Source organism: Tistrella mobilis, assembly GCF_039634785.1.
In the GTDB taxonomy this organism is placed as follows: Bacteria; Pseudomonadota; Alphaproteobacteria; order Tistrellales; family Tistrellaceae; genus Tistrella; species Tistrella mobilis.
Genome location: NZ_JBBIAB010000007.1, coordinates 224925 through 243676 on the forward strand (window position 1 = coordinate 224925; position 18752 = coordinate 243676).

The 18752-nt window shown below is 67.7% G+C and carries 19 protein-coding genes; 9 read left to right on the forward strand and 10 right to left on the reverse strand.

All coding sequences use genetic code 11. The annotated features are described in order from the left end of the window. Window positions 1-36 precede the first annotated feature (36 nt). From WI697_RS12565 to WI697_RS12575, 3 genes are all read right to left on the reverse strand, one after another. Window positions 37-1545, reverse strand: coding sequence for a PAS domain S-box protein (locus WI697_RS12565; protein WP_345958693.1), 1509 nt, complete (start codon window positions 1543-1545; stop codon window positions 37-39). Between the two features lie 125 nt (window positions 1546-1670). Then, window positions 1671-2759 carry a nickel/cobalt transporter gene (locus WI697_RS12570; RefSeq protein ID WP_345958694.1) on the reverse strand — a complete coding sequence of 363 codons (1089 nt, stop codon included), beginning with the start codon at window positions 2757-2759 and terminating at the stop codon, window positions 1671-1673. Beyond that, window positions 2737-3354, reverse strand: a complete 618-nt coding sequence (locus WI697_RS12575; RefSeq protein WP_062768874.1) for a DUF1007 family protein — start codon at window positions 3352-3354, stop codon at window positions 2737-2739. The genes WI697_RS12570 and WI697_RS12575 overlap by 23 nt, the downstream gene beginning before the upstream one ends. 320 nt (window positions 3355-3674) lie before the next feature. Between WI697_RS12575 and WI697_RS12580 the strand changes: the two genes are divergently transcribed. Then, window positions 3675-4343 carry an exopolysaccharide biosynthesis protein gene (locus WI697_RS12580; protein WP_345958695.1) on the forward strand — a complete coding sequence of 223 codons (669 nt, stop codon included), beginning with the start codon at window positions 3675-3677 and terminating at the stop codon, window positions 4341-4343. 10 nt (window positions 4344-4353) lie between these two features. Here WI697_RS12580 and WI697_RS12585 read toward each other — a convergent pair whose 3' ends face one another. Then, window positions 4354-5541 (reverse strand): YbfB/YjiJ family MFS transporter, encoded by a 1188-nt coding sequence (locus WI697_RS12585; protein WP_345958696.1) that lies wholly within the window; start codon window positions 5539-5541, stop codon window positions 4354-4356. Window positions 5542-5813: 272 nt separating this feature from the next. Here WI697_RS12585 and WI697_RS12590 point away from each other — a divergent pair, with 272 nt between their 5' ends. The 8 genes from WI697_RS12590 to WI697_RS12625 all read left to right on the forward strand — a co-directional run bounded on the left by WI697_RS12590 (window position 5814) and on the right by WI697_RS12625 (window position 14691). Beyond that, window positions 5814-6977, forward strand: a complete 1164-nt coding sequence (locus WI697_RS12590; RefSeq protein WP_345958697.1) for a transporter substrate-binding domain-containing protein — start codon at window positions 5814-5816, stop codon at window positions 6975-6977. 25 nt (window positions 6978-7002) lie between these two features. Continuing rightward, entirely contained in the window at window positions 7003-7611 is a 609-nt protein-coding gene (locus WI697_RS12595) for an ANTAR domain-containing response regulator (protein ID WP_014744019.1), read from the forward strand. Between the two features lie 477 nt (window positions 7612-8088). Further along, a complete protein-coding gene (locus WI697_RS12600; protein ID WP_345958698.1) occupies window positions 8089-9342 on the forward strand; it encodes a transporter substrate-binding domain-containing protein in 1254 nt (417 codons plus the stop codon). A 91-nt stretch (window positions 9343-9433) separates the two neighbouring features. Further along, on the forward strand, window positions 9434-10327 hold the full coding sequence (gene urtB / locus WI697_RS12605) for an urea ABC transporter permease subunit UrtB (RefSeq protein ID WP_014744017.1): 894 nt from the start codon (window positions 9434-9436) through the stop codon (window positions 10325-10327). Window positions 10328-10336: 9 nt separating this feature from the next. Continuing rightward, window positions 10337-11449 (forward strand): urea ABC transporter permease subunit UrtC, encoded by a 1113-nt coding sequence (urtC, locus tag WI697_RS12610; RefSeq protein WP_014744016.1) that lies wholly within the window; start codon window positions 10337-10339, stop codon window positions 11447-11449. Beyond that, the gene (urtD, locus tag WI697_RS12615) at window positions 11446-12210 is read left to right on the forward strand and encodes an urea ABC transporter ATP-binding protein UrtD (RefSeq protein ID WP_345958699.1); all 765 of its coding nucleotides are present in this window, start codon (window positions 11446-11448) and stop codon (window positions 12208-12210) included. The genes urtC and urtD overlap by 4 nt, the downstream gene beginning before the upstream one ends. After that, window positions 12210-12905, forward strand: a complete 696-nt coding sequence (gene urtE / locus WI697_RS12620) for an urea ABC transporter ATP-binding subunit UrtE (protein WP_296714110.1) — start codon at window positions 12210-12212, stop codon at window positions 12903-12905. The genes urtD and urtE overlap by 1 nt, the downstream gene beginning before the upstream one ends. A gap of 58 nt (window positions 12906-12963) precedes the next feature. Then, complete coding sequence (locus WI697_RS12625) at window positions 12964-14691, forward strand: nitrilase-related carbon-nitrogen hydrolase (RefSeq protein ID WP_345958700.1); 1728 nt, start codon at window positions 12964-12966, stop codon at window positions 14689-14691. A gap of 44 nt (window positions 14692-14735) precedes the next feature. Here WI697_RS12625 and WI697_RS12630 read toward each other — a convergent pair whose 3' ends face one another. The 6 genes from WI697_RS12630 to WI697_RS12655 all read right to left on the reverse strand — a co-directional run bounded on the left by WI697_RS12630 (window position 14736) and on the right by WI697_RS12655 (window position 18726). Beyond that, the gene (locus tag WI697_RS12630; RefSeq protein WP_345958701.1) at window positions 14736-15269 is read right to left on the reverse strand and encodes a phage tail protein; all 534 of its coding nucleotides are present in this window, start codon (window positions 15267-15269) and stop codon (window positions 14736-14738) included. 13 nt (window positions 15270-15282) lie between these two features. Then, a complete protein-coding gene (locus WI697_RS12635) occupies window positions 15283-15831 on the reverse strand; it encodes a phage tail protein (protein WP_345958702.1) in 549 nt (182 codons plus the stop codon). A 19-nt stretch (window positions 15832-15850) separates the two neighbouring features. After that, on the reverse strand, window positions 15851-16369 hold the full coding sequence (locus WI697_RS12640; RefSeq protein ID WP_345958703.1) for a phage tail protein: 519 nt from the start codon (window positions 16367-16369) through the stop codon (window positions 15851-15853). Between the two features lie 212 nt (window positions 16370-16581). Further along, on the reverse strand, window positions 16582-17952 hold the full coding sequence (locus WI697_RS12645; protein ID WP_345958704.1) for a beta-ketoacyl-[acyl-carrier-protein] synthase family protein: 1371 nt from the start codon (window positions 17950-17952) through the stop codon (window positions 16582-16584). 17 nt (window positions 17953-17969) lie between these two features. Next, a complete protein-coding gene (locus WI697_RS12650) occupies window positions 17970-18221 on the reverse strand; it encodes an acyl carrier protein (RefSeq protein WP_345958705.1) in 252 nt (83 codons plus the stop codon). A 70-nt stretch (window positions 18222-18291) separates the two neighbouring features. Further along, window positions 18292-18726, reverse strand: coding sequence for a PaaI family thioesterase (locus tag WI697_RS12655; protein ID WP_062768915.1), 435 nt, complete (start codon window positions 18724-18726; stop codon window positions 18292-18294). Window positions 18727-18752: the final 26 nt, after the last annotated feature.

The window sequence follows — 18752 nt, forward strand, 5'->3', positions numbered from 1 at the left end:
ACGCCTGTCGTTTTACGCATGCCGGCCGGCCATGGATCAGGCGACCTGCCCCACCCGCTGCCGGTCCGGCAGATCGACGACGACAGTGGTGCCGCTGCCGCTACTGGTATCGACCGAGATCATGCCACCCATCAGCATCACCAGCCGGCGCACGATGGCGAGGCCCAGCCCGGCGCCGCCGTGGTTGCGCGACAGAACCCCGCCGCCGGTCTCGAACGGCCGGCCGACATCCGCGGCGAGCCCGGCCGGCATGCCGGGCCCTTCGTCCCGAACCCGGATGATCACCCCATGACCGGCATCGCCGTCATAGCGACTGGCTTCGATGGCGACCCGCCCGCCGGGGCTTGAGAACTTGATCGCATTGGAGGCGAGATTGGCGATGATCCGGACCGTCGCCGCGGAATCGCCCGACAGGGTCACGCCCTGATCGATGGTGACGGTGACCACCACATCCGCCCGCCCCTCGGCCACGGCCGCCCGTTCCAGGCCCTTGCGCACCACCCCGCTCACATCGACGTCCTGGGTCTCCAGCATCGACGGATCGTCCAGCCGGGTGAGGTCGAGGATGTCGTCCACGATCGCGAGCAGCCGGCAGCCCGCCTGATGGATGGCATCCACATAGTCGCGCTGCCGGGGCGGCAGCGCCCCGTGCAGGCCCGCGATCAGCAGTTCGGCAAAGCCGATCACCGCATTCAGTGGCGTGCGCAGCTCGTGGTTCATATGGGCGAGGAAGGCCGTCTTGGCCGCACTCGCGGTCTCGGCCGCGGCCAGTGCCATGGTCAGCCGGTGCTCGGCTTCGACCAGGGGCGTCACGTCGGCGAATTGAACGATGCAATGCGCGTGGTGGCCCTTGCCGTCGCGGATGACGGCACCCGCGACCCGGAACCAGACCTTGCGGCCATCGACGTGACGACACAGCCGCATGCCGTCCCGCAATCGCCCGCCCGCGCGGATGGCCGCAAGCCATTCATGCGCGGCGTCGACATCATCGGGATGCAGGATCGCGCGGATATCGCCGCCGATCAGCCGCCCCTGTTCATAGCCAAGACTTCTGGCCAGTGCTCCGTTCACCCGAAGCAGGCGCCCGTCGGGAGACATCATCGCCTGTCCGACGCCGCTGCTCTCGAAACCGAGACGCAGGCTTTCCTCGGCAAGTTTCCGGTCCGAGAGGTCGCGGATTGTGCCGATATAGAACCGGGTCCCGCCCGGCCGCGGCAGCATGCTGACCACCAGATCGATCGGCACCAGAGACCCGTCGCGCCGACGGCCGAGCAGCTGGCGGCCGCGGCCGACGATCCGGCGGCGCAGATCGCTGTCGGCAGCGGCCAGATAGCCGTCATGGGCCTCGGCTTCCTCTGACCGCATCAGCAGGCTGACATTCCTGCCGACCAGCTCGTCCGGCGTATAGCCGAAGATCAACTCCGTCGCCCGGTTGACAAGCCTGATGGTCCCGCGCTCGTCGATGACCACGATCGCATCATGGGTGGCATCGACAATATCGGCAAACAGGCCCGGATCTTCTGGCAGTGTCGGGTCCGTCTTCATGCGCAGGCATGTCCCACCGTGGTGGCGAAAACGCCGGACGCATTCAGACTAGGCTAATCATCTGCACTTGTCGACCATGAGGCGACTAAATAGCTGGAGTATGCATCCCCTGCTGGTATCGGCTTTCAGATGCCCGCAGAGATGCGGATCCAGGTCGCCCAGGCCATCAACAGACCGAAGACCATGATCATGCCCGGCGCCAGAAAGCCCAGGCCACGATCCAGCAGACGGGCGGTGCGCGACCCGCCGCCGGCAGCCAGGGCCACGAGAGACCGCCGGACCCCGACCACGCCCAGACCGATCAGCACGACGGTGATGGCCGAGCCCAGGCTCATCGCCACGACGCCCGTGACCCCCAGCAGGAAGGCGCCCTGGCTCATCGAAAACAGCAGCAGCAGGATCGCCCCGGAACAGGGACGGATGCCGGCCGCGACGATCATGCCCCAGAAGGCATCGGGGTGGCGCCGGGCCGGTGGGGCGTGGTGGCCGTGATCGTGGTGATCATGATGATGATCGTGGCCGCAGGCATGGCACCCGGAAGACTGGTCGTGCCCATGGTCGTGATGGCCATGGTCGTGGTGCCCGTGATCGTGGTGCCCGTGATCATGGCCGCAGGCGGCGCGACCGCGCAGCAGGTTCACGATCATCCAGCCGCCCATCGTCGCGATCAGGGCATAGCTCGCCAGTTCCAGCGCCAGCGGATCGGTCATCCGTCCCAACCCCTGCCGCCCCAGAATCAGGGCAAGGCCGCCGATCACCAGAATGGCCACCGCCCCCTGCATCAGGCTGATGGCGACGCCCATCACCATGCTGGTTCGTGCATCGGCTGGCCGGCCGGCCAGATAGCCCGCCACCGCCACCTTGCCATGACCGGGGCCGGCCGCGTGCAGCAGACCATAGACGAAGGCGAGGCCGATCACGGTCAGGGCGGGCAGGATGGTGCCCTCGCGCACCGCCTCGCCCAGCCGGCCCGAGATCAGCGCATTGAGTTCGCCCTGCCAGGTGATGATCTGCATCAGCACCGGGCCCAGAATGCCGGCCCCGACCGCCGCCTCGGTCACCGGTGCCGGCGGCGGGGTCGCCCCGCCGCCGCGCCCCAGATAGCTGGAGGCCAGGGCCAGAGTCGGCAGGAAGGCCGGCAGCAGGGTCGCGACACAGGCGAGCACCGCCGCCCGGATCCTCTGCATCCGGTCAGCGCGCAGGGCAGACGACATCGATCACCTCGGGGTTCACATAGCCGAAATAGATGGGATTGAGCGTGTCCTCACGCGCGACCGGGCGGCAGAGGTCGAGCGGCGGCGCGTTGAGGTGCAGCGACCCGGCCGGCAGGTCGAAGGCGATGTAGTATTCCGGATCATAGACCCCGAGGGTGATGCGGTGCTTTCGCGGGTCGACCGGCTCTTTCAGGCGGGCGCGGAACGTCATGGTCACGACCTTGTCGCCGATCGCGGCGGCCATGCCGTCGACCCCGGCCAGATCGACGAAAGAGGCATCGACCTGGACATGGGTGAAATAGCCGTATTCCGACATGTTCTTCAGCAGTTCGGCCGTCAGGGCCGCCTGTTCGGCAGCATCGTAGCGGCCGTCGGCATTCCTGTCGAAATCCTGGATCAGAACTGCGCTCAGCATCGGGTCGAAGGTCCAGCTCAGCTGGATCGCCGTCACCTTGTCGTCGACCGTCTCGGGCGTCGCCTCGGCCGTGACCCAGACATGCGGGTGTGCGCGGGCCGCAGACGGCCGAAGCAGGGGCACAAGCGCGGCCGCGACCGCAGCGATGAAAAGAGCGGTGCGGAAACGCGTCCGGATCATGGGCGGTCCGAGCCTCGGTTTCGGGATGGGCAGACCGACGGTACCGCCGCTGCCCGCCTGCTTGCAACCGGCCACGGCATGCCGGGCGGCACGAGCGTGTCACATGGACATCGTCTTTCCGGATGACGAGAGGCCGACATGCAAATTTTATGAAATTCTGCGCCTCCCTCCGTCCGAAAGCATTGGTTAATATGCAGGCCGCATGCTTGACCCGTGGATCGCCCGACGGACGATCCGGGGGAGGACCGCCCGACAGAATGGCGGCCGCAGGCAACAGCTTCCGGGCCGGAAGCGGGCCATACAGGAACGGAACGAGCCGCGTGACGGATGGGATGATGACGCTCCACGAGGATGCCGCCTCCAGCGGCGGGCATCCGCCTCGTCCTGAACGGACGTCGGACGTTCTGAAGCGGCTGATCCGGGACTGGCCCGGTGAGCGTATCAGCCTGCACGATCTGACCACGGTGATGGGCGATCGCGCCTTCGCCGCCCTCATCCTGCTCTTCGCCCTGCCCAACTGTCTGCCGCTGGGCATTCCCGGCCTCTCGGCCGTGCTGGGCGCGCCGATCGTTCCCTTCGCCATCGGCCTGATGCTCGGCCAGCGCAGCCCCTGGCTGCCCGCCTTCCTGGCCCGCCGGTCGTTCCGCAAGACCGACTTCATGATGGTCTTCAACAAGGCCCTGCCCTGGCTCGAAAAGGTGGAGCGCCTGCTGAAGCCGCGTTGCGCCTGGGTGATCGAGGGCAAGGCCGAACGGCTGCTCGGCGTGATCCTGGTGATCCTGTCGATCGTGCTGGTGCTGCCCATCCCTTTCGGCAACAACCCACCGGCCATCGCAATCTCGGTGATCGCCCTCGGCCTCATCGAGCGTGACGGGCTGACGGTGCTGATCGGCTATATGCTGGGCCTGATCAGCTGCGCCGTCGCCGCCGCCGTCGTGGTCGCCCTGTTCAAGGCACTGGTCTACGCCCTGGTGCACTTCCTGACCTGAGCCGCAGGGCTCAGCGCCGGCGCAGCGTGAGCGCCGCCGCGATCGCCCCCAGGAACAGCGCCACGGCGCCCGCGATGAACAGCGGCCGGTGCTCGCCGGACACCGCATACCATTCCGTCATCGCAAAGCCCGACAGGCTCTGCGCCACCGCGAAGCTCACGGTCATCGCCGCCCAGGCCTGGCGCTGGCGATGCGGGCTCGCGATCTCGGTGATCCGCCCGGCGACCATCGTTCCCATGCCCGGCGTCAGCAACCCGACCACCGCGGCACTCGCCGCCAATGCCCAGGGGGCGGTGGTGAAGGCGGCAAGGCCGATGGCGGTGCCCTTGATGACCAGCCCTCCCACCAGGGTGCGCCCGAAGCCGATCCGCTCGGCGACCAGCCCGACGGTGATCGGCCCGAAGGCGGCACCCAGGCCGAACAGGCTCCAGGACGCGCCGGCGGCCGCAAGGCCGAGACCCAGGGTACGGGCGACGTAATCCGCCCAGAACAGGGTATGGGGCACGAAGCCGAAGGCATCCAGGGCATAGGCAAGGCCGATCAGGGCCAGGGCCGCACCGGTGGCGGCCGGCGGCACGCCCAGATGGCCGCCCCCGACCGCCGGCCCCGTGGCCTCGCGCGGCCAGCCGTTCCAGCCGACAACGCCCAGCACCAGGGCGAAGACGGTGAGCATGGCCCAGGCCTCGACCACGCCGAAACCGGCCGCGATCGGCACCAGCTGGCCCGAGACCACCACACCCAGTCCCACACCCGTGAAGACCAGCCCGGCCACCCGGCCGCGCCGCCGGATCGGTGTCGCCGACAGCGCCGCCGGCACCGCGACGATCATCAGGATGGCACCGGTGATGCCGCCGGTCGCGCGCCAGACCGCCAGCCAGCCATAGCCCAGATGCACGGCCGAGGCCGCGAAAGAAATCACGGTCAGGGCGATCGCGATCCGGATCAGCATGGCGACCGGCACCCGGCGGGCCAGCGGTGCCGCCGCCAGGGCCCCGGCCAGATAACCGCCCAGATTGACCGCCCCCAGGCTGGCCGCCGCCGCGCCGTCATACCAGCCGCCCTCGACCAGGGCCGGGATCATCGGTGTATAGGCGAAGCGGGCAAGCCCCAGGCCGATCAGCACCGAGGCGAAGGCCGCCGCGGCCGCCCGCCAGGGGATCCGGTCCTCGTCCGGCGTTGCAGGGTCGCGCGCGCTCATGATCCGGCCTCCCACACCCAGGCGCGCCGGTGCACTGCCGCGCGCGCGTTTCATTGGGCGGATTATGACCGGCGCCGGGGGGCCGCTGTCGAGCCCGCGATGCGGCCCGGCCCGCATGGCTGCCATGCGGGGGCACCGCCGATCATGTTGCAACGCACCGTCATTGGGCGTAGCCTGTCCGAAAGGCGGGCGATGTCCGTCATGTGATTGTGAGCAGGGCAGCTCCCGTCGGCATTTCGTGCCGGCCGGGGGCTTTTTTTATGTGCAGGGCCATGGGCAAGAGATCGATACCGGATAGCTGGCGCGTGGGCGTGCTGTTCTCCGACACCGGCGTCACCGCCGCGGTGGAACGCACCCAGCGCCATGGCACGCTGCTCGCGATCGAAGAGATCAATGCCGCGGGCGGCATTGCGGGCCGGCAGATCGAGCCGGTGGTCCTGGACCCGGCCTCGACGCCCCGGCTCTATCGCGATCAGGCGGAACATCTGCTGGATGTGGAGCGGGTGCCGGTGATCTTCGGCTGCTACATGTCCAGCACCCGCAAGGCCGTGCTGCCGGTGGTCGAGGCACGCAAGGCGCTGCTGTTCTACCCCACCCTCTACGAGGGCTTCGAATATTCCCGCAGCTGCATCTATACCGGCGCCTGCCCCAACCAGAACTCGGTCCAGCTGGTGAATTATCTGACCGCCCATTACGGCAAGCGGCTGTTCATCGTGGGCTCGAACTACGTCTACCCTTACGAATCCAACCGGATCATCGCCGATCTCTATCTGCAATCCGGCGGCACCGTGCTGCACGAGATGTATGTGCCGCTGGCGGTGGACGAAATCGACATGGACGAGGTCATCGCCCAGATCCGGCGCACGCGGCCGGACGTGATCTATTCGACCGTCGTCGGCGACGGCATCGCCCGGTTCTACGAAGCCTATCGTGCCGCCGGTTTCGACCCGGCCACCATGCCCATCGCCAGCCAGTCGACCAGCGAGGCCGAAATCGCCCAGATGAGCCCGGGCATCGCCGAGGGCCATATCGGCGTCTCGCCCTATTTCGCCGCGATCGACACCCCGGCCAACCACAGGTTCGTGGCGGCCTTCCGGCGCCGCTTCGGCGCCGATGCGGTGATTGCGGCGGCGGCCGAAGCGGCGTATTTCCAGGTCCATCTCTATGCAGCCGCCCTCGCCCGGGCCGAAAGCGACCGGGCGCAGGATCTGCTGCCCCAGCTCTACGAGGTCGAGGTGGACGCCCCGCAGGGCCGGATCCGGATCGAGCGCGACAACAACCACACCCATCTCTGGCCCAAGGTCGGCCGGGTGACGGCGGCGGGTCAGTTCGATCTGGTCTATGACCCGAAGACCCGGGTCAGACCCGATCCGTACATGCTGGAATATCGTCTCGACGCCCCGGCGGCCGATGGCCTGCCGGTGGCAGGCCTCTGACCCTCCTTCACGGGAGCGCCCCCACGTGTCGGTCGCCCTGCTGCGTGATCTTCTCGGCCTCAAGGTTCTGGTGGTCCATCCGCCGGACGAGGAGGGCGCCTTCCTGGTCGATCATCTCCGCCGCATCGGCTGCATGGTCACCACGCTCTGGCCGGTGCCGGCGGAATTGCCGGCCAATGCCGAAGTGGTGCTGCTGACCATCGCGGTCGAGTACCGGGCCGGGATCGAGCGCCTGCTGAAATCCCTGGGGCCGGTGCCGCCGACGATCATCGCCATCGTCGGCTACGAGGATCCGGGCACGCTCCAGATCGTGCTGGAGAGCGGTGCCTTCGCGGTGCTGGAAAAGCCGCTCAAACCCTTCGGCCTGCTCACCAACCTCGCCATCGCCCGCAGCCTGTGGCTGGAACGCCAGCGGCTGCTGAAGGAGGCGCGCAAGCTGCGCCGCAAGATGGTCGGCGAACAGACGCTCGCCCGCGCCAAGGCGATCCTGATGGCATCGAAGAGCCTGAGCGAGAACGAGGCGCACCAGTTCATCCGTCGCCAGGCCATGGCGCGCCGGGTGCCGATGGAAGAGATCGCGGCCGCGATCGTGAAGACCGAGGACCTCTTGACCCTGCCCCGCAAAGCTGATTAACATTCGCGCATGCTCAAGATCTGAGCAGCAGTCGGCGTCCTCTGAAATCGGGTCACCCGGTATAAATTCAGGCCACGCCGTGCTGCCGCCGGAAGAACGGGGATGTTCGACCGGCACGTGGCAAGGATGCCTCGCAACCCCGCCTTCCGGGGTCTGCGAGGTTTTTTTATGCCCATGCCGACAGGGCTGTCGGCACTCACCCTCGACCAGAAAACGAGGCAGAACCCACTGCGTTCTACTTGAGCGCAGAACGGGAGAAAGATGCCTCATGCTCTGTCCGACAGGCGTGAAATCCCTCCACCGACGGCCTTCCTCCCCCCGGATGCCGACCGGACACCCCGGTCTTCCGGCCCCCTTCCACGACCGCCCGCCTTCCACGACTGCTTCGAAGACTGCGCCGACCTGCGCCACGCGCGCCAAACATCACGGGCGAAAACGCCCGAGGCTTCACCTCATCGTCATCGGGAGACCGACCCCATGAGCATCACCCGACGCTCGCTGCTGAAATCCTCCGCTGCCGCCTCACTTGCCGCCGTGGCCGCCCCCTCGCTGATCGGCCGGGCGCTTGCCGCCGACACGATCAAGGTCGGCGCGCTCTATTCCCAGACCGGTGGTCTCTCGATCGTCGAGAAGATGCTGGCCGATGCCGTGATGATGGCGGTCTCGGAAGTCAACGCCCAGGGCGGCGTGCTCGGCCGTCAGGTCGAGGTGATCGTCGAGGACGGCGCCTCGGACCCCAAGACCTTCAGCGAGAAGGCCTCGAAGCTGCTGGTCCGCGACCGCGTGAACGCGGTCTTCGGCTGCCACACCTCGGCCAGCCGCAAGGCGGTGCTGCCGCTGTTCGAGCGCCGTGACGGCATGCTGTTCTACCAGACCCATTACGAGGGCTTCGAGTGCTCGAAGAATGTGGTCTATACCGGCGCGGTCCCCAACCAGCAGCTGGGCAACTACATTCCCTGGATCGTCAAGACGCTGGGCAAGAAGAAGTTCTTCATCGTCGGCTCGAACTACGTCTACCCGCGTGAGATGGCCAAGGTCAGCAAGAAGCTGATCGAAGAGGCCGGCGCCGAATGGGTGGCGGACGAGTATCTGGAACTCGGCCATTCCGAATGGGCGACCATGGTCCGCAAGATCAAGGAATCCGGAGCGGATGTGGTGCTCTCGAACGTGGTCGGCGACTCGATCGTCGCCTTCTATCGCGAATACAAGAACCAGGGCATGTCCCAGGCCGATGTGCCGATCTGCGCGACCGTGACCTCCGAGATCGAGATCGCGGCCATGGGCGCCGAATACGCTGCCGGCAGCTACACCTCCTTCCCCTATTTCATGTCGCTCGACACTCCCGCCAACAAGGCCTTCATCGAGCGCTACCGCGCCTTCGTGAAGGATCCGGCGGCGCTGACCTACCACTCGCTTGAAGCCGCCTATTTCCAGGTCTTCCTGTGGAAGCAGGCGGCCGAGAAGGCGGGGTCGGTCAAGGCCGACGACATCCGCGCCGCGATCGGCGGCCAGAGCTACGACGCGCCGGGCGGCAAGGTCACCATCGACGGCGACAATCTGCACGCCTATCTGACCCCGCGCATCGGCCAGTGGCAGGCCGACGGCCAGAGCAAGGTGGTCAACGCCTATCCCGAGCCGATCCGCCCGCTGCCCTATGCCGCCTATGGCGAGACCGCGGACAACCTGTTCTGCACCGCCAAGGGCCTCGACAGCGCCAAGCTGAAGGGCTGACGCCCAATTCCGGCCGCCGCGAAGGTTCCGGCCTTCCCCTCTGTCTTACGGGGTCTTTGCGGCGGCCGACAACGGGTGGAGTCCGTCCCACATGCTCGACATCCTCTTCATCGGCCTCAGCCTGGGCTCGATCCTGCTGCTGGTCGCACTCGGCCTCGCCATCACCTACGGCGCCATGGGGGTCATCAACATGGCCCATGGCGAGTTGGTGATGATCGGCGCCTATACCGCCGTGCTCTCCGGCATCTGGCTGGATCTGGGCCTGTTCGCGGCCCTGCCGCTCGGCTTCCTCTCGGCGGCGGCCATCGGCTGGGCGATCGAGCGGGTGGTGGTGCGCCGGCTTTATGGCCGGCTGCTCGACACCCTGCTCGCCACCTGGGGCATTGCGATCCTGCTGCAGCAGGCGGTGCGCCTGGAATTCGGCCTCAGCTTCTTCGGCATCCACATCCAGGGGCTGGGCCCCGGCCTGCAGAACGTCGCCGTTCCCCATATCCTGCAGACCACGATCACCATCGCCGGCAGCTCGATCAACGCCTACCGGGTGTTCATCGTGGCGGTCACCCTGGTGCTGACCCTGCTCACCTGGGCGATCATGTACCGCACCCGCATCGGCATGCAGGTCCGGGCGATCATCCGCAACCCGCGCATGGCCGCCGCCTCGGGCATCGACGTCGCCCGGGTCAATGCATTGACCTTCGCCTTCGGCTCGGGCCTCGCCGGGGTCGCGGGCGTGATGATGTCGGGCTTCAAGACCGTCTTTCCCGACATGGGCAGCTCCATGGTGGTCGACGGCTTCCTGGTCGTGGTGGCGGGCGGTGTCGGCAGCCTGCTGGGCTCGGTGCTCTCGGCCGGCATGCTGGGCGAGATCAACGCGGTCGCGGCCGCGGTCACCAACGACATTCTGGCACGTGCCATCGTCTTCGGGGTGGTGATCCTGATCATCATCGTGAAGCCGGCCGGCCTCTTTTCGTTCAAGGGGCGCTGAGCCATGCGGATGCGTCTCTCGACCACCACCACCCTCCTCGCCTATCTGGCCTTCGCCGGCCTGGTTCTGGTGGCCCCGGCCTTCCTGGACGATTTCTGGCTGAACCGCATGGCGAAGTATCTGGTCTTCGGCATGCTGGGTGTGGCCATCTCGCTCTCCTGGGGCTATGCCGGCATCCTCAATCTCGGCCAGGGCCTGTTCTTCGGCTTCGGCGCCTACATGCTCGCCATGTCGCTGAAGCTCGCAAGCCCGACCAGCCTTGCCCAGGGCTCGGACACGCCGGTGCCCGACTTCATGCTCTGGAATGCCGAGCCGGGCGCACCCACGGATCTCTGCTGCATCACCGGTTCGTCCTTCCTGTGGAAGCCCTTCATCTCTCAGGGCTTCGGCATCTTCATGGGGCTGGCCCTGCCGGTGACGGTCGCCTTCCTGCTGGGAATGGTGGTGTTCCGCAAGCGCATCGCCGGGGTGTTCGTCTCGATCATCACGCTTGCGCTGGTGCTGCTGGTCCGGCTGCTGGTCATCGATGCCCAGCCCTTCACCAACGGCTTCAACGGCCTGACCGATCTCGGCTGGCTGACCATCGGCGGCTTCGAATTCGATCCCTATTCGCAGGCCACCTATTATCTGGTCGCGATCACCCTGCTGGTGGTGCTCGCCGCCACCCGGCTGCTGGTCGAAACCCGCGCCGGCCTGGTGCTGCAGGCGATCCGCGACGACGCCACCCGCGCCCGCTATCTGGGCTTCGACGTGCCGGCCTATCAGATCTTCTTCTTTGCGGTCTCGGCCGGGATCGCCGGGCTTGCCGGCATGCTCTACGTCGTGGTGGCGGAGTTCGCCTCGCCCACCTTCATGGACCTCGCCTTCTCGATCACCATGGTGGTCTGGGCGGCGGTCGGCGGCCGCTCCAGCCTGCTCGGCGCCTGCATCGGCGCCATCCTCATCAACATGATCGAGGCCGGCGCCAGCGAGACCGAAGCCCTGGTCGAGGCCTGGAAAGCGGTGATCGGGCTGATCTTCGTCCTGGTGGTGCTGTTCATGCCGCGCGGCCTGGGCGGCCTCGCCCATGACCTGATCGACCGGGTGAGCGGTGCGACCCGCAAGGCGGAGGGCCGGAAATGACCGCCGGAACCAGACACGGCATCGCCCTGACCCTCGACGGGCTCGGCGTCTCCTTCGGCGGCTTCAGGGCCGTTGACGAGGTGAACCTCACGGTGGCCGACGGCGAACTCAGGGTGCTGCTCGGCGCCAATGGTGCCGGCAAGACCACGCTGATGGACCTGATCTCGGGCCGCACCCGGGCGAGCCGGGGCCGCGTGCATCTGCACGATACCGAGATCACCAACTGGCCCGAACACCGCATCGCCCGCGCCGGGCTGGGGCGCAAGTTTCAGATCCCGAGCGTGTTCCGCGAGCTGACCGTGCGCCGCAATCTGGAGGTCGCCGCCTTCCGCGCCCCCAGCGTCCGCGCCAATCTGGGCTTCGGCCTGGATGCCGCGGGCCGCAGGCGCGTGGACGAGGTGCTGGAGCTGACCGGCCTTGCACAAGAGGCCGAGATTGTCGCGGGCTTCCTCAGCCACGGCCAGACCCAGTGGCTGGAGCTGGGCCTGCTGGTGGTGCGCAGCCCGCGGGTGATCCTGCTCGACGAGCCGACCGCGGGCATGACCCAGGCCGAGACGCTCAAGACCGCGCGGATCATCAACGACCTCAAGGGCAGCCACACCCTGCTGGTGGTCGAGCACGACATGGCCTTCGTCCGCGAGATCGCGACCCGGATCACCGTGCTGCATCTGGGCCGGGTTCTGGCCGAGGGCACGGTCGCCGAGATCGAGACCAATGCCGATGTGCGCGCCGCCTATCTCGGCACGAAGGGGATCGGCTGATGCTGCAGATGTCCGCGATCGACAGCTATTACGGCCGCAGCCATGTGCTGCAGGGCGTGGCGCTGGAAGCGCCCGCCGGCCGGATCACCGCGGTGCTGGGCCGCAACGGCACCGGCAAGACCACGCTCATGAAGACCATCATGGGCCTCACCGACCGCATGTCGGGCAGCATCCGGCTCGACGGCACCGAGATCGGCCACGAGCCGACCTTCCGCCGGGCAAGGGCCGGGATCGGCTATGTGCCCCAGGGCCGCGAGATCATTCCCGACTTCACCATCCACGAAAACATCCTGATGGGCGCCTTCGCCCGCACCGACGGCCGCATCGAGGTGCCGGCGCTGGTGCCCGAGCTGTTTCCCTATCTGCCCGAGAATTACGACCGCCGTGGCGGCGTGCTCTCGGGCGGACAGCAGCAGCAGCTCGCCATCGCCCGCGCACTGGCCGCCAACCCCAAGCTGCTGCTGCTCGACGAGCCGAGCGAGGGCATCCAGCCCTCGATCGTGGAAGAGATCCACGCGGTGATCGCGCGGCTCAACCGCGAGCACGGGCTGACCGTGATCCTGGTCGAGCAGAACATCGACTTCGTCCGCGCGGTCGCCCACGGCTTCGTGATGCTCGAAAAGGGCCGCATCGCCGCAGGCGGCCCGATCGAGACGCTGACCGACGAGCTGGTCCACCGCCACATGGCGGTGTGACCGGCCGGCCCGGCCATTCCCCCGCCTCAGAATTTCCGGTTACAGAGAGTTCCGCATCATGACCGAGACGTCCTACAAGGTCGCCGCCGTCCAGTTCGAGCCGACGCTCTACGAGAAGGAGCGCAACATCACCCGCCTCCTCGCCCTGGTGGAGACGGCCGCACAGGGCGGCGCGAAGCTGATCGTGACGCCCGAGATGGGGACGACCGGCTATTGCTGGTACGACCGCGCCGAAGTCGCCCCCTTCGTCGAGCCGGTGCCCGGCCCCACCACCGACCGCTTTGCGGTGCTGGCCCATGCCTATGACTGCTACATCGTCATCGGCATGCCCGAGGTCGACCCTGAAACGAACCTCTATCACAACACCGCCGTGCTGATCGGCCCCGACGGCGTGATCGGCCGCCACCGCAAGAGCCATTCCTATATCGCCGAGCCCAAATGGGCGGTGGCCGGCGACGAGCATGCGGTGTTCGAAACCCCGATCGGCCGCATCGCCATGCTGGTCTGCATGGACATCCATTTCATCGAGACCGCCCGCCTCGATGCTCTGGGCGGGGCGGATGTGATCTGCCATATCAGCAACTGGCTGGCCGAGCGCTGCCCGGCGCCCTATTGGATCACCCGCGCCTTCGAGAACGGCTGCTATGTGATCGAGGCCAATCGCTGGGGGCTGGAGCGGACGGTCGAATTCTCGGGCGGCAGCTGCATCCTGGGGCCCGACGGCAGCATGGAAGCGGTGCTCGACTGCGGCGACGGCGTCGTCTACGGCACGGTCGACCTGGCCCGCGCCCGGGCGCGCAAGGTTCTGGGCGAGCCGGTCTTCACCCAGCGCCGGCCCGCGCTTTATGCCGAGCTGATGACGAATACCTTCCTCTGGAACCCGCTCGACTTCTTCCGCCTCTATGGTTACCGCGCCCTGCCCCAGGGCGGTGTGTTCGAGGTGGCAGCCGCCCAGTTCACGCCCGGCGACGATGCGGCCGCCAATCTGGAGCGGGCCGCCTGGCATGCGGCCGAGGCGTCGGCGAAGGGGGCCGTGCTGCTGGTCCTGCCGGAATATGCGCTGACCGGCACCGCGCCCGCCAATGCCGTCGGGCTCGACGGGCCGGAGGTCGCGCGGCTGGTCAACATCGCCATCCGCCACCGCCTCCACATCGTTGCCGGCCTGATCGAGGCCGAGGGCGATGCCCGGTATTCGACCGCGGTTCTGGTCGGCCCCGAGGGCATCGTCGGCCGCTACCGCAAGATCCACCTCACCACCGCCGAGGCCGGCTGGGCGACGGCCGGTGACGACTGGGCGGTGTTCGACCTGCCCTTCGGGCGGCTCGGCCTGCTGATCGGCCATGACCTCGCCTTCCCCGAGGCCGGCCGCGTCCTGGCGCTGCGCGGGGTCGACGTGATCGCGGCACCGGCCGCCATCGCAGGGCGGATCTCCTTCGGCCATCCGGGCAGCAAAGTGGCGCAGAACCCGCCGATCCCGACCGGCGCCGATCCGCATCACTGGCTGCTGTTCCGGGTGCGGGCCGGCGAGAACAATGTCTGGCTGGTCGCCGCCAACCACATCGACGAGGCGAGGGGCTATGCCGGCAAGAGCGGCATCTTCGGCCCCGACAGCTTCGCCTTCCCCCGCCGCGAAGCCTTCATTCCCGAAGGCGAAGGCCTGGTGACCGCCACCATCGACACCGGCACGCTGCCGGGCTCGCCCTATCCGACCAATGTCGTGCGCCGCAAGGATCTGGTCGCCATGCGCCAGGTCCATCACTACCTGCCGCTGGTCCGGCAGGACTGAAGATCGGGCCGCCGCCGGGCCTCTCCGGCGGCGGCATTCTTGCCTTACGAGCCGGGATAGACGCCCGCGAGGCAGATGCAGAAGTTCAGGGCGAGCAGAGGGGAGCGGTTCTCATGCGGCTGGCCACCGCCGGTCGCGCCGATCGCCGCTGTATCCATGGTCACGGCAGCCGTCTGATCATAGGGCGCGAAGACATCGCCCGAGACCGGCGTGGCGATGACCGAGACATTGGCCGTGGGCGTGGTCTGGATCGTGGCCGTGGTCGAGGTATCGACCTGAAGGCCGTGCGTATGCGCCGGCAGCTGCGCCGTGGTCAGCGTGACCGAGACGGTGCCGGTCATGCTGCCGAGCGTCCGGTTGGTGAGGCCCGTCCCCTGCCCCGCCCCCATCGGCGCGGTCCCCTGCAGATTGGGAAGATAGAACAACGTCCCGTCCGCCGGGCCGTAATAGCTCTTGATCACCGAGAACAGGGCCTTGTTCTGATCGATCAGCAGCCTGCCGCCATTGCAGAAGGCCCAGTCCTGCGGGGCATAGTCGAAGCTGTAGACCCGGATTTCTCCGGTGAAAGCATCTGCCATGGTGGTGCCTGCTTCAGGATGTCGCCGCGGTGGCGATGCTGCCGGTGATGGCGATGATGTAGTTGATCGCGGTGGACGGCATCACGTTCGGATGCGCCTCACCACCGCCCACCGTGCCGATCGCCTGGGATGACAGGGCGCCCGTGCTGCCGGACTGGAGTGCAGCGTCGGTATAAAGGCCGGTAAAGCCCGATTGTACCGGCGCCTCCGCCAGCATCCGGCCGGCCGGCGCCGTCTCGTCAGCCGTGCTTGCGGCGATCTGCACAGTATGACTGTGCGGCGGGATCTGCTGCGTGGTCAGGGTCACCGTCTCTTCCCCGAAGGTCTGGCCCAGACGGTAGTAACTGTCCACACCCGGCCCCTGGCCGATATGGACGGGGATCCGGCCCCGCAGATCCGGAAGATTGAAGGTCTTGATGCCGTCGCCACCGTATTTCGTGGTCAGCACGGTATAGAGTGCAGGATATTCGGTCATCGACATGGCCTGGCCGTTGCAGAAGGCCCAGCCGGATGGCGCGACGTCGCCGGCGAAGAGCCGGATCTCGCCGAGATACTGGTACATGAGGCTCTCCCGATCGGCGTCAGCTGCGCTGCGGCCAGTTGCCGGTGGTCGCGATGCAGTAGAAGAGCGCAAGGCCCGGCTGGCGGTTCTCATGCGTACCGGCGTCACCGACCGAGGTGACGGCCCCGGCGGCAAGGGGAATGGTATCGCCGCCACCCGCGGCATAGACCGCAGGCTGCGCCGATGCGAAGACCTCCCCCGACGGCGAGACCGAAGAGGCCGCGGTCGAGACTGCGACCAGCGGATGGTCATGCGCCGGAATTTCAGAGGCGGCGAGCAGGACGCCCTCGACGCCGGCCGTCTGGGCGATCTTGTAGCTCACCCCCTGAACCGGCTGGCTGGTGACGCAGACGGGCGTGCGGCCGCGCAGATCCGGCAGCGCGAAATATGTCCGGCCGTCGCCGCCATAGCGATCACCCAGAAGCGCAAAGAGATCCTGGTGCTGCTGGATCGACATCAGCTGGCCCTCGCAGGGGGCCCAGCCGGTTGGCGGTATGCCGCCGGCGAAAATGCGGATCTCTCCGATGAACGGGTCCATCCCCGTTCCTCCTTCATGCATGTCCCGGGCAGGCGGTACCGGCCCGGCAGGTTGGCATAGCCCGGGCATCGGACAGAGATGGACGGCCGGGTTGATGGATCCCGGCCATCATCGCCTGATCATGCTTTCAAGTCACTACATATGTGCAGAAGAACGCGATCAATTCTGCGCCAAAATGCACCACATCAAGAATTGATATCAGAGCCGGGCCGTCATCTGCCGATCCCGTCAGATCCGGCGACCACCAGCGAGGCATTGATGCCGCCAAAGCCGAAGCTGTTGACCAGCACCGGCCGGCCGGGATCGATGTCCCGCGGTGCGCCTGCCACCACGTCGATGCAGGCGGTGTCCTCCGATGCGGCCCGGAACCCCGCGACCGGCGGCAGGCGCCGGCGTGACAGGGCGCCCAGCGCCGCCACCGTGCTGACCGGCCCGTTGGCGGCGAAGACATAACCGGTGGCGCCCTTGACCGAGGTGACCGGCGGGCGGTGGCTGCCGGTCAGCTCCGCGATCGCCGCCGCCTCGATCGCATCGCCGGTGATCATGCCCGAGGCCTGGGCCATCACCGCGCCCAGATCGGCCGGATCGACGCCGGCATCTTTCAGCGCCAGACGCATGCAGGCCAGGCCTTCGCGGTCGGGGATGCGGGTCAGGTCCGGCGCGCCGGAATTGGTGGCATAGCCCAGAATGCGGCCCAGCACTGCCCGGCCGTCACAGGCATCGGCCCGGTGCAGCAGCAGCATGGCGGCGGCCTCGCCACAGATCATGCCGTCACGTGCGCCATCGAAGGGACGCGCGGCCGGCACCTCGCCACCTACTGCCCCCTGGCCCGCGGCCCCGCGCGAAAGCGCATGCATTGCCTCGAACCCCGACCAGGTGATGGGGGTGGTGACGGCTTCCGATCCGCCGGCCAGCGCCCAGTCGATCCGCCCGGCCCGCAGTTCGGCGAGCGCATGACCGATCGCCTGGGTGCCGCTGGCGCAGGCACCGGCCAGCGTCACCTGCGGCCCCTCGAAGCCGAGCCGGAGCGCGGTCATGCTCGCCGCCATGTTCGGGATCAGCGAGGGGATCAGGAAAGGCGTGGTCTTGCGGGGGCCCGCGCGTTCCTGCTTCAGCACCCCCTGTTCGATATGGGGCAGGCCGCCCATGGCGACCCCCATGGCGATCAGCCCGCGGCCTTCGGGCAGGCGCGGCCGGCCGGTCGCGGCCGGATCCGCACCCAGTGCCGTCATCGAGGCATGAACGGCGAGCCGGACGAACAGGCTCATCCGCTCCAGCTCGTGCGAGAGATGATCGCGGGCGAAGCGCAGGGACGGTTCCGGCACTTCGGCCGCGATCCGGCAGGTGAAGCGGGCAGGGTCGAACCGGGTGACGGGTGCCGCCGCCACCCGCCCCGCGGCCAGGGCGTCGTCGAGAACCTCCCGCCCCAGGCCGAAGGCGGTGACGCAGCCGATGCCGGTCACCGCGGCGGCCCGGCCGTCGGCGGCAGCACGGGTGTCCGCCGCAGCATCGGCCGGATCGCCGGACGGCAGGGGATCGTCTCCGGCGGCCGTCCGCCGCCAGGGCCAGCGCATCGGCTTCATGGGTGCCGCAGCCTCCGTCAGGCCGCCGCGGCGCGCTGTTCACGGATATGGTCGACGAGCCCGCCCAGGGTGTCGATCTGATCCATCACCGCCTCGTCGAATTCGACCCCGAAACAATCCTCCAGATAGAGGATCATCTCGAACATCTTGAGAGAGTTGAGCCCGTCGATCGAGGTGGCGAGCTTGGAGTCGGGCGTGAGATGGCTCACATCGGCCTCCAGATACTCGCCGATGCGGGTCACCACATCGTTGAAGAGCGTATCGGTCATGGGGGATCTCCTCCTTCCGGCCGCCGGCTCCGCCGGTCGGCAGTTTTCGGGCGGGCCCGCAGGCGGCGGCTCAACGCCGCTGCAGCACCGCCAGCGACACCACCGCCTTGGACACCCGCACCGGCGTGTCGTCCCTGACGGCGAAGACTTCGGATTCGCAGACCACCAGACGGCGCCCCGCCTGCAGCACCGTTGCCCGGCAGCGGAGCTCCGTGCCCAGCGCCGCCTTCAGCAGGCTGGTGGTGAAGCTGGTGGTCAGCACGAATTCATCGGCGGCGATGGTCGTGAAGGCCGCCGCCCCCGCGGTATGGTCGGCGATGGTCATCTGCACGCCGGCATGGATCACACCGTCATGCTGCATGTGCCGCGGATGGATGGTCACACGGCTTTCGACCAGCCCCGGCTCGACCGTCACCGGCTCGATGCCGAGATCGGTGATGAAACCGGCCTGACCGAAGATGGCACGGGCGGCTTCGGCGAAAGCGGGGTTGCGGGGTTCGAACATCGGCGTCTCTCTCCGGCTTGGGAAAG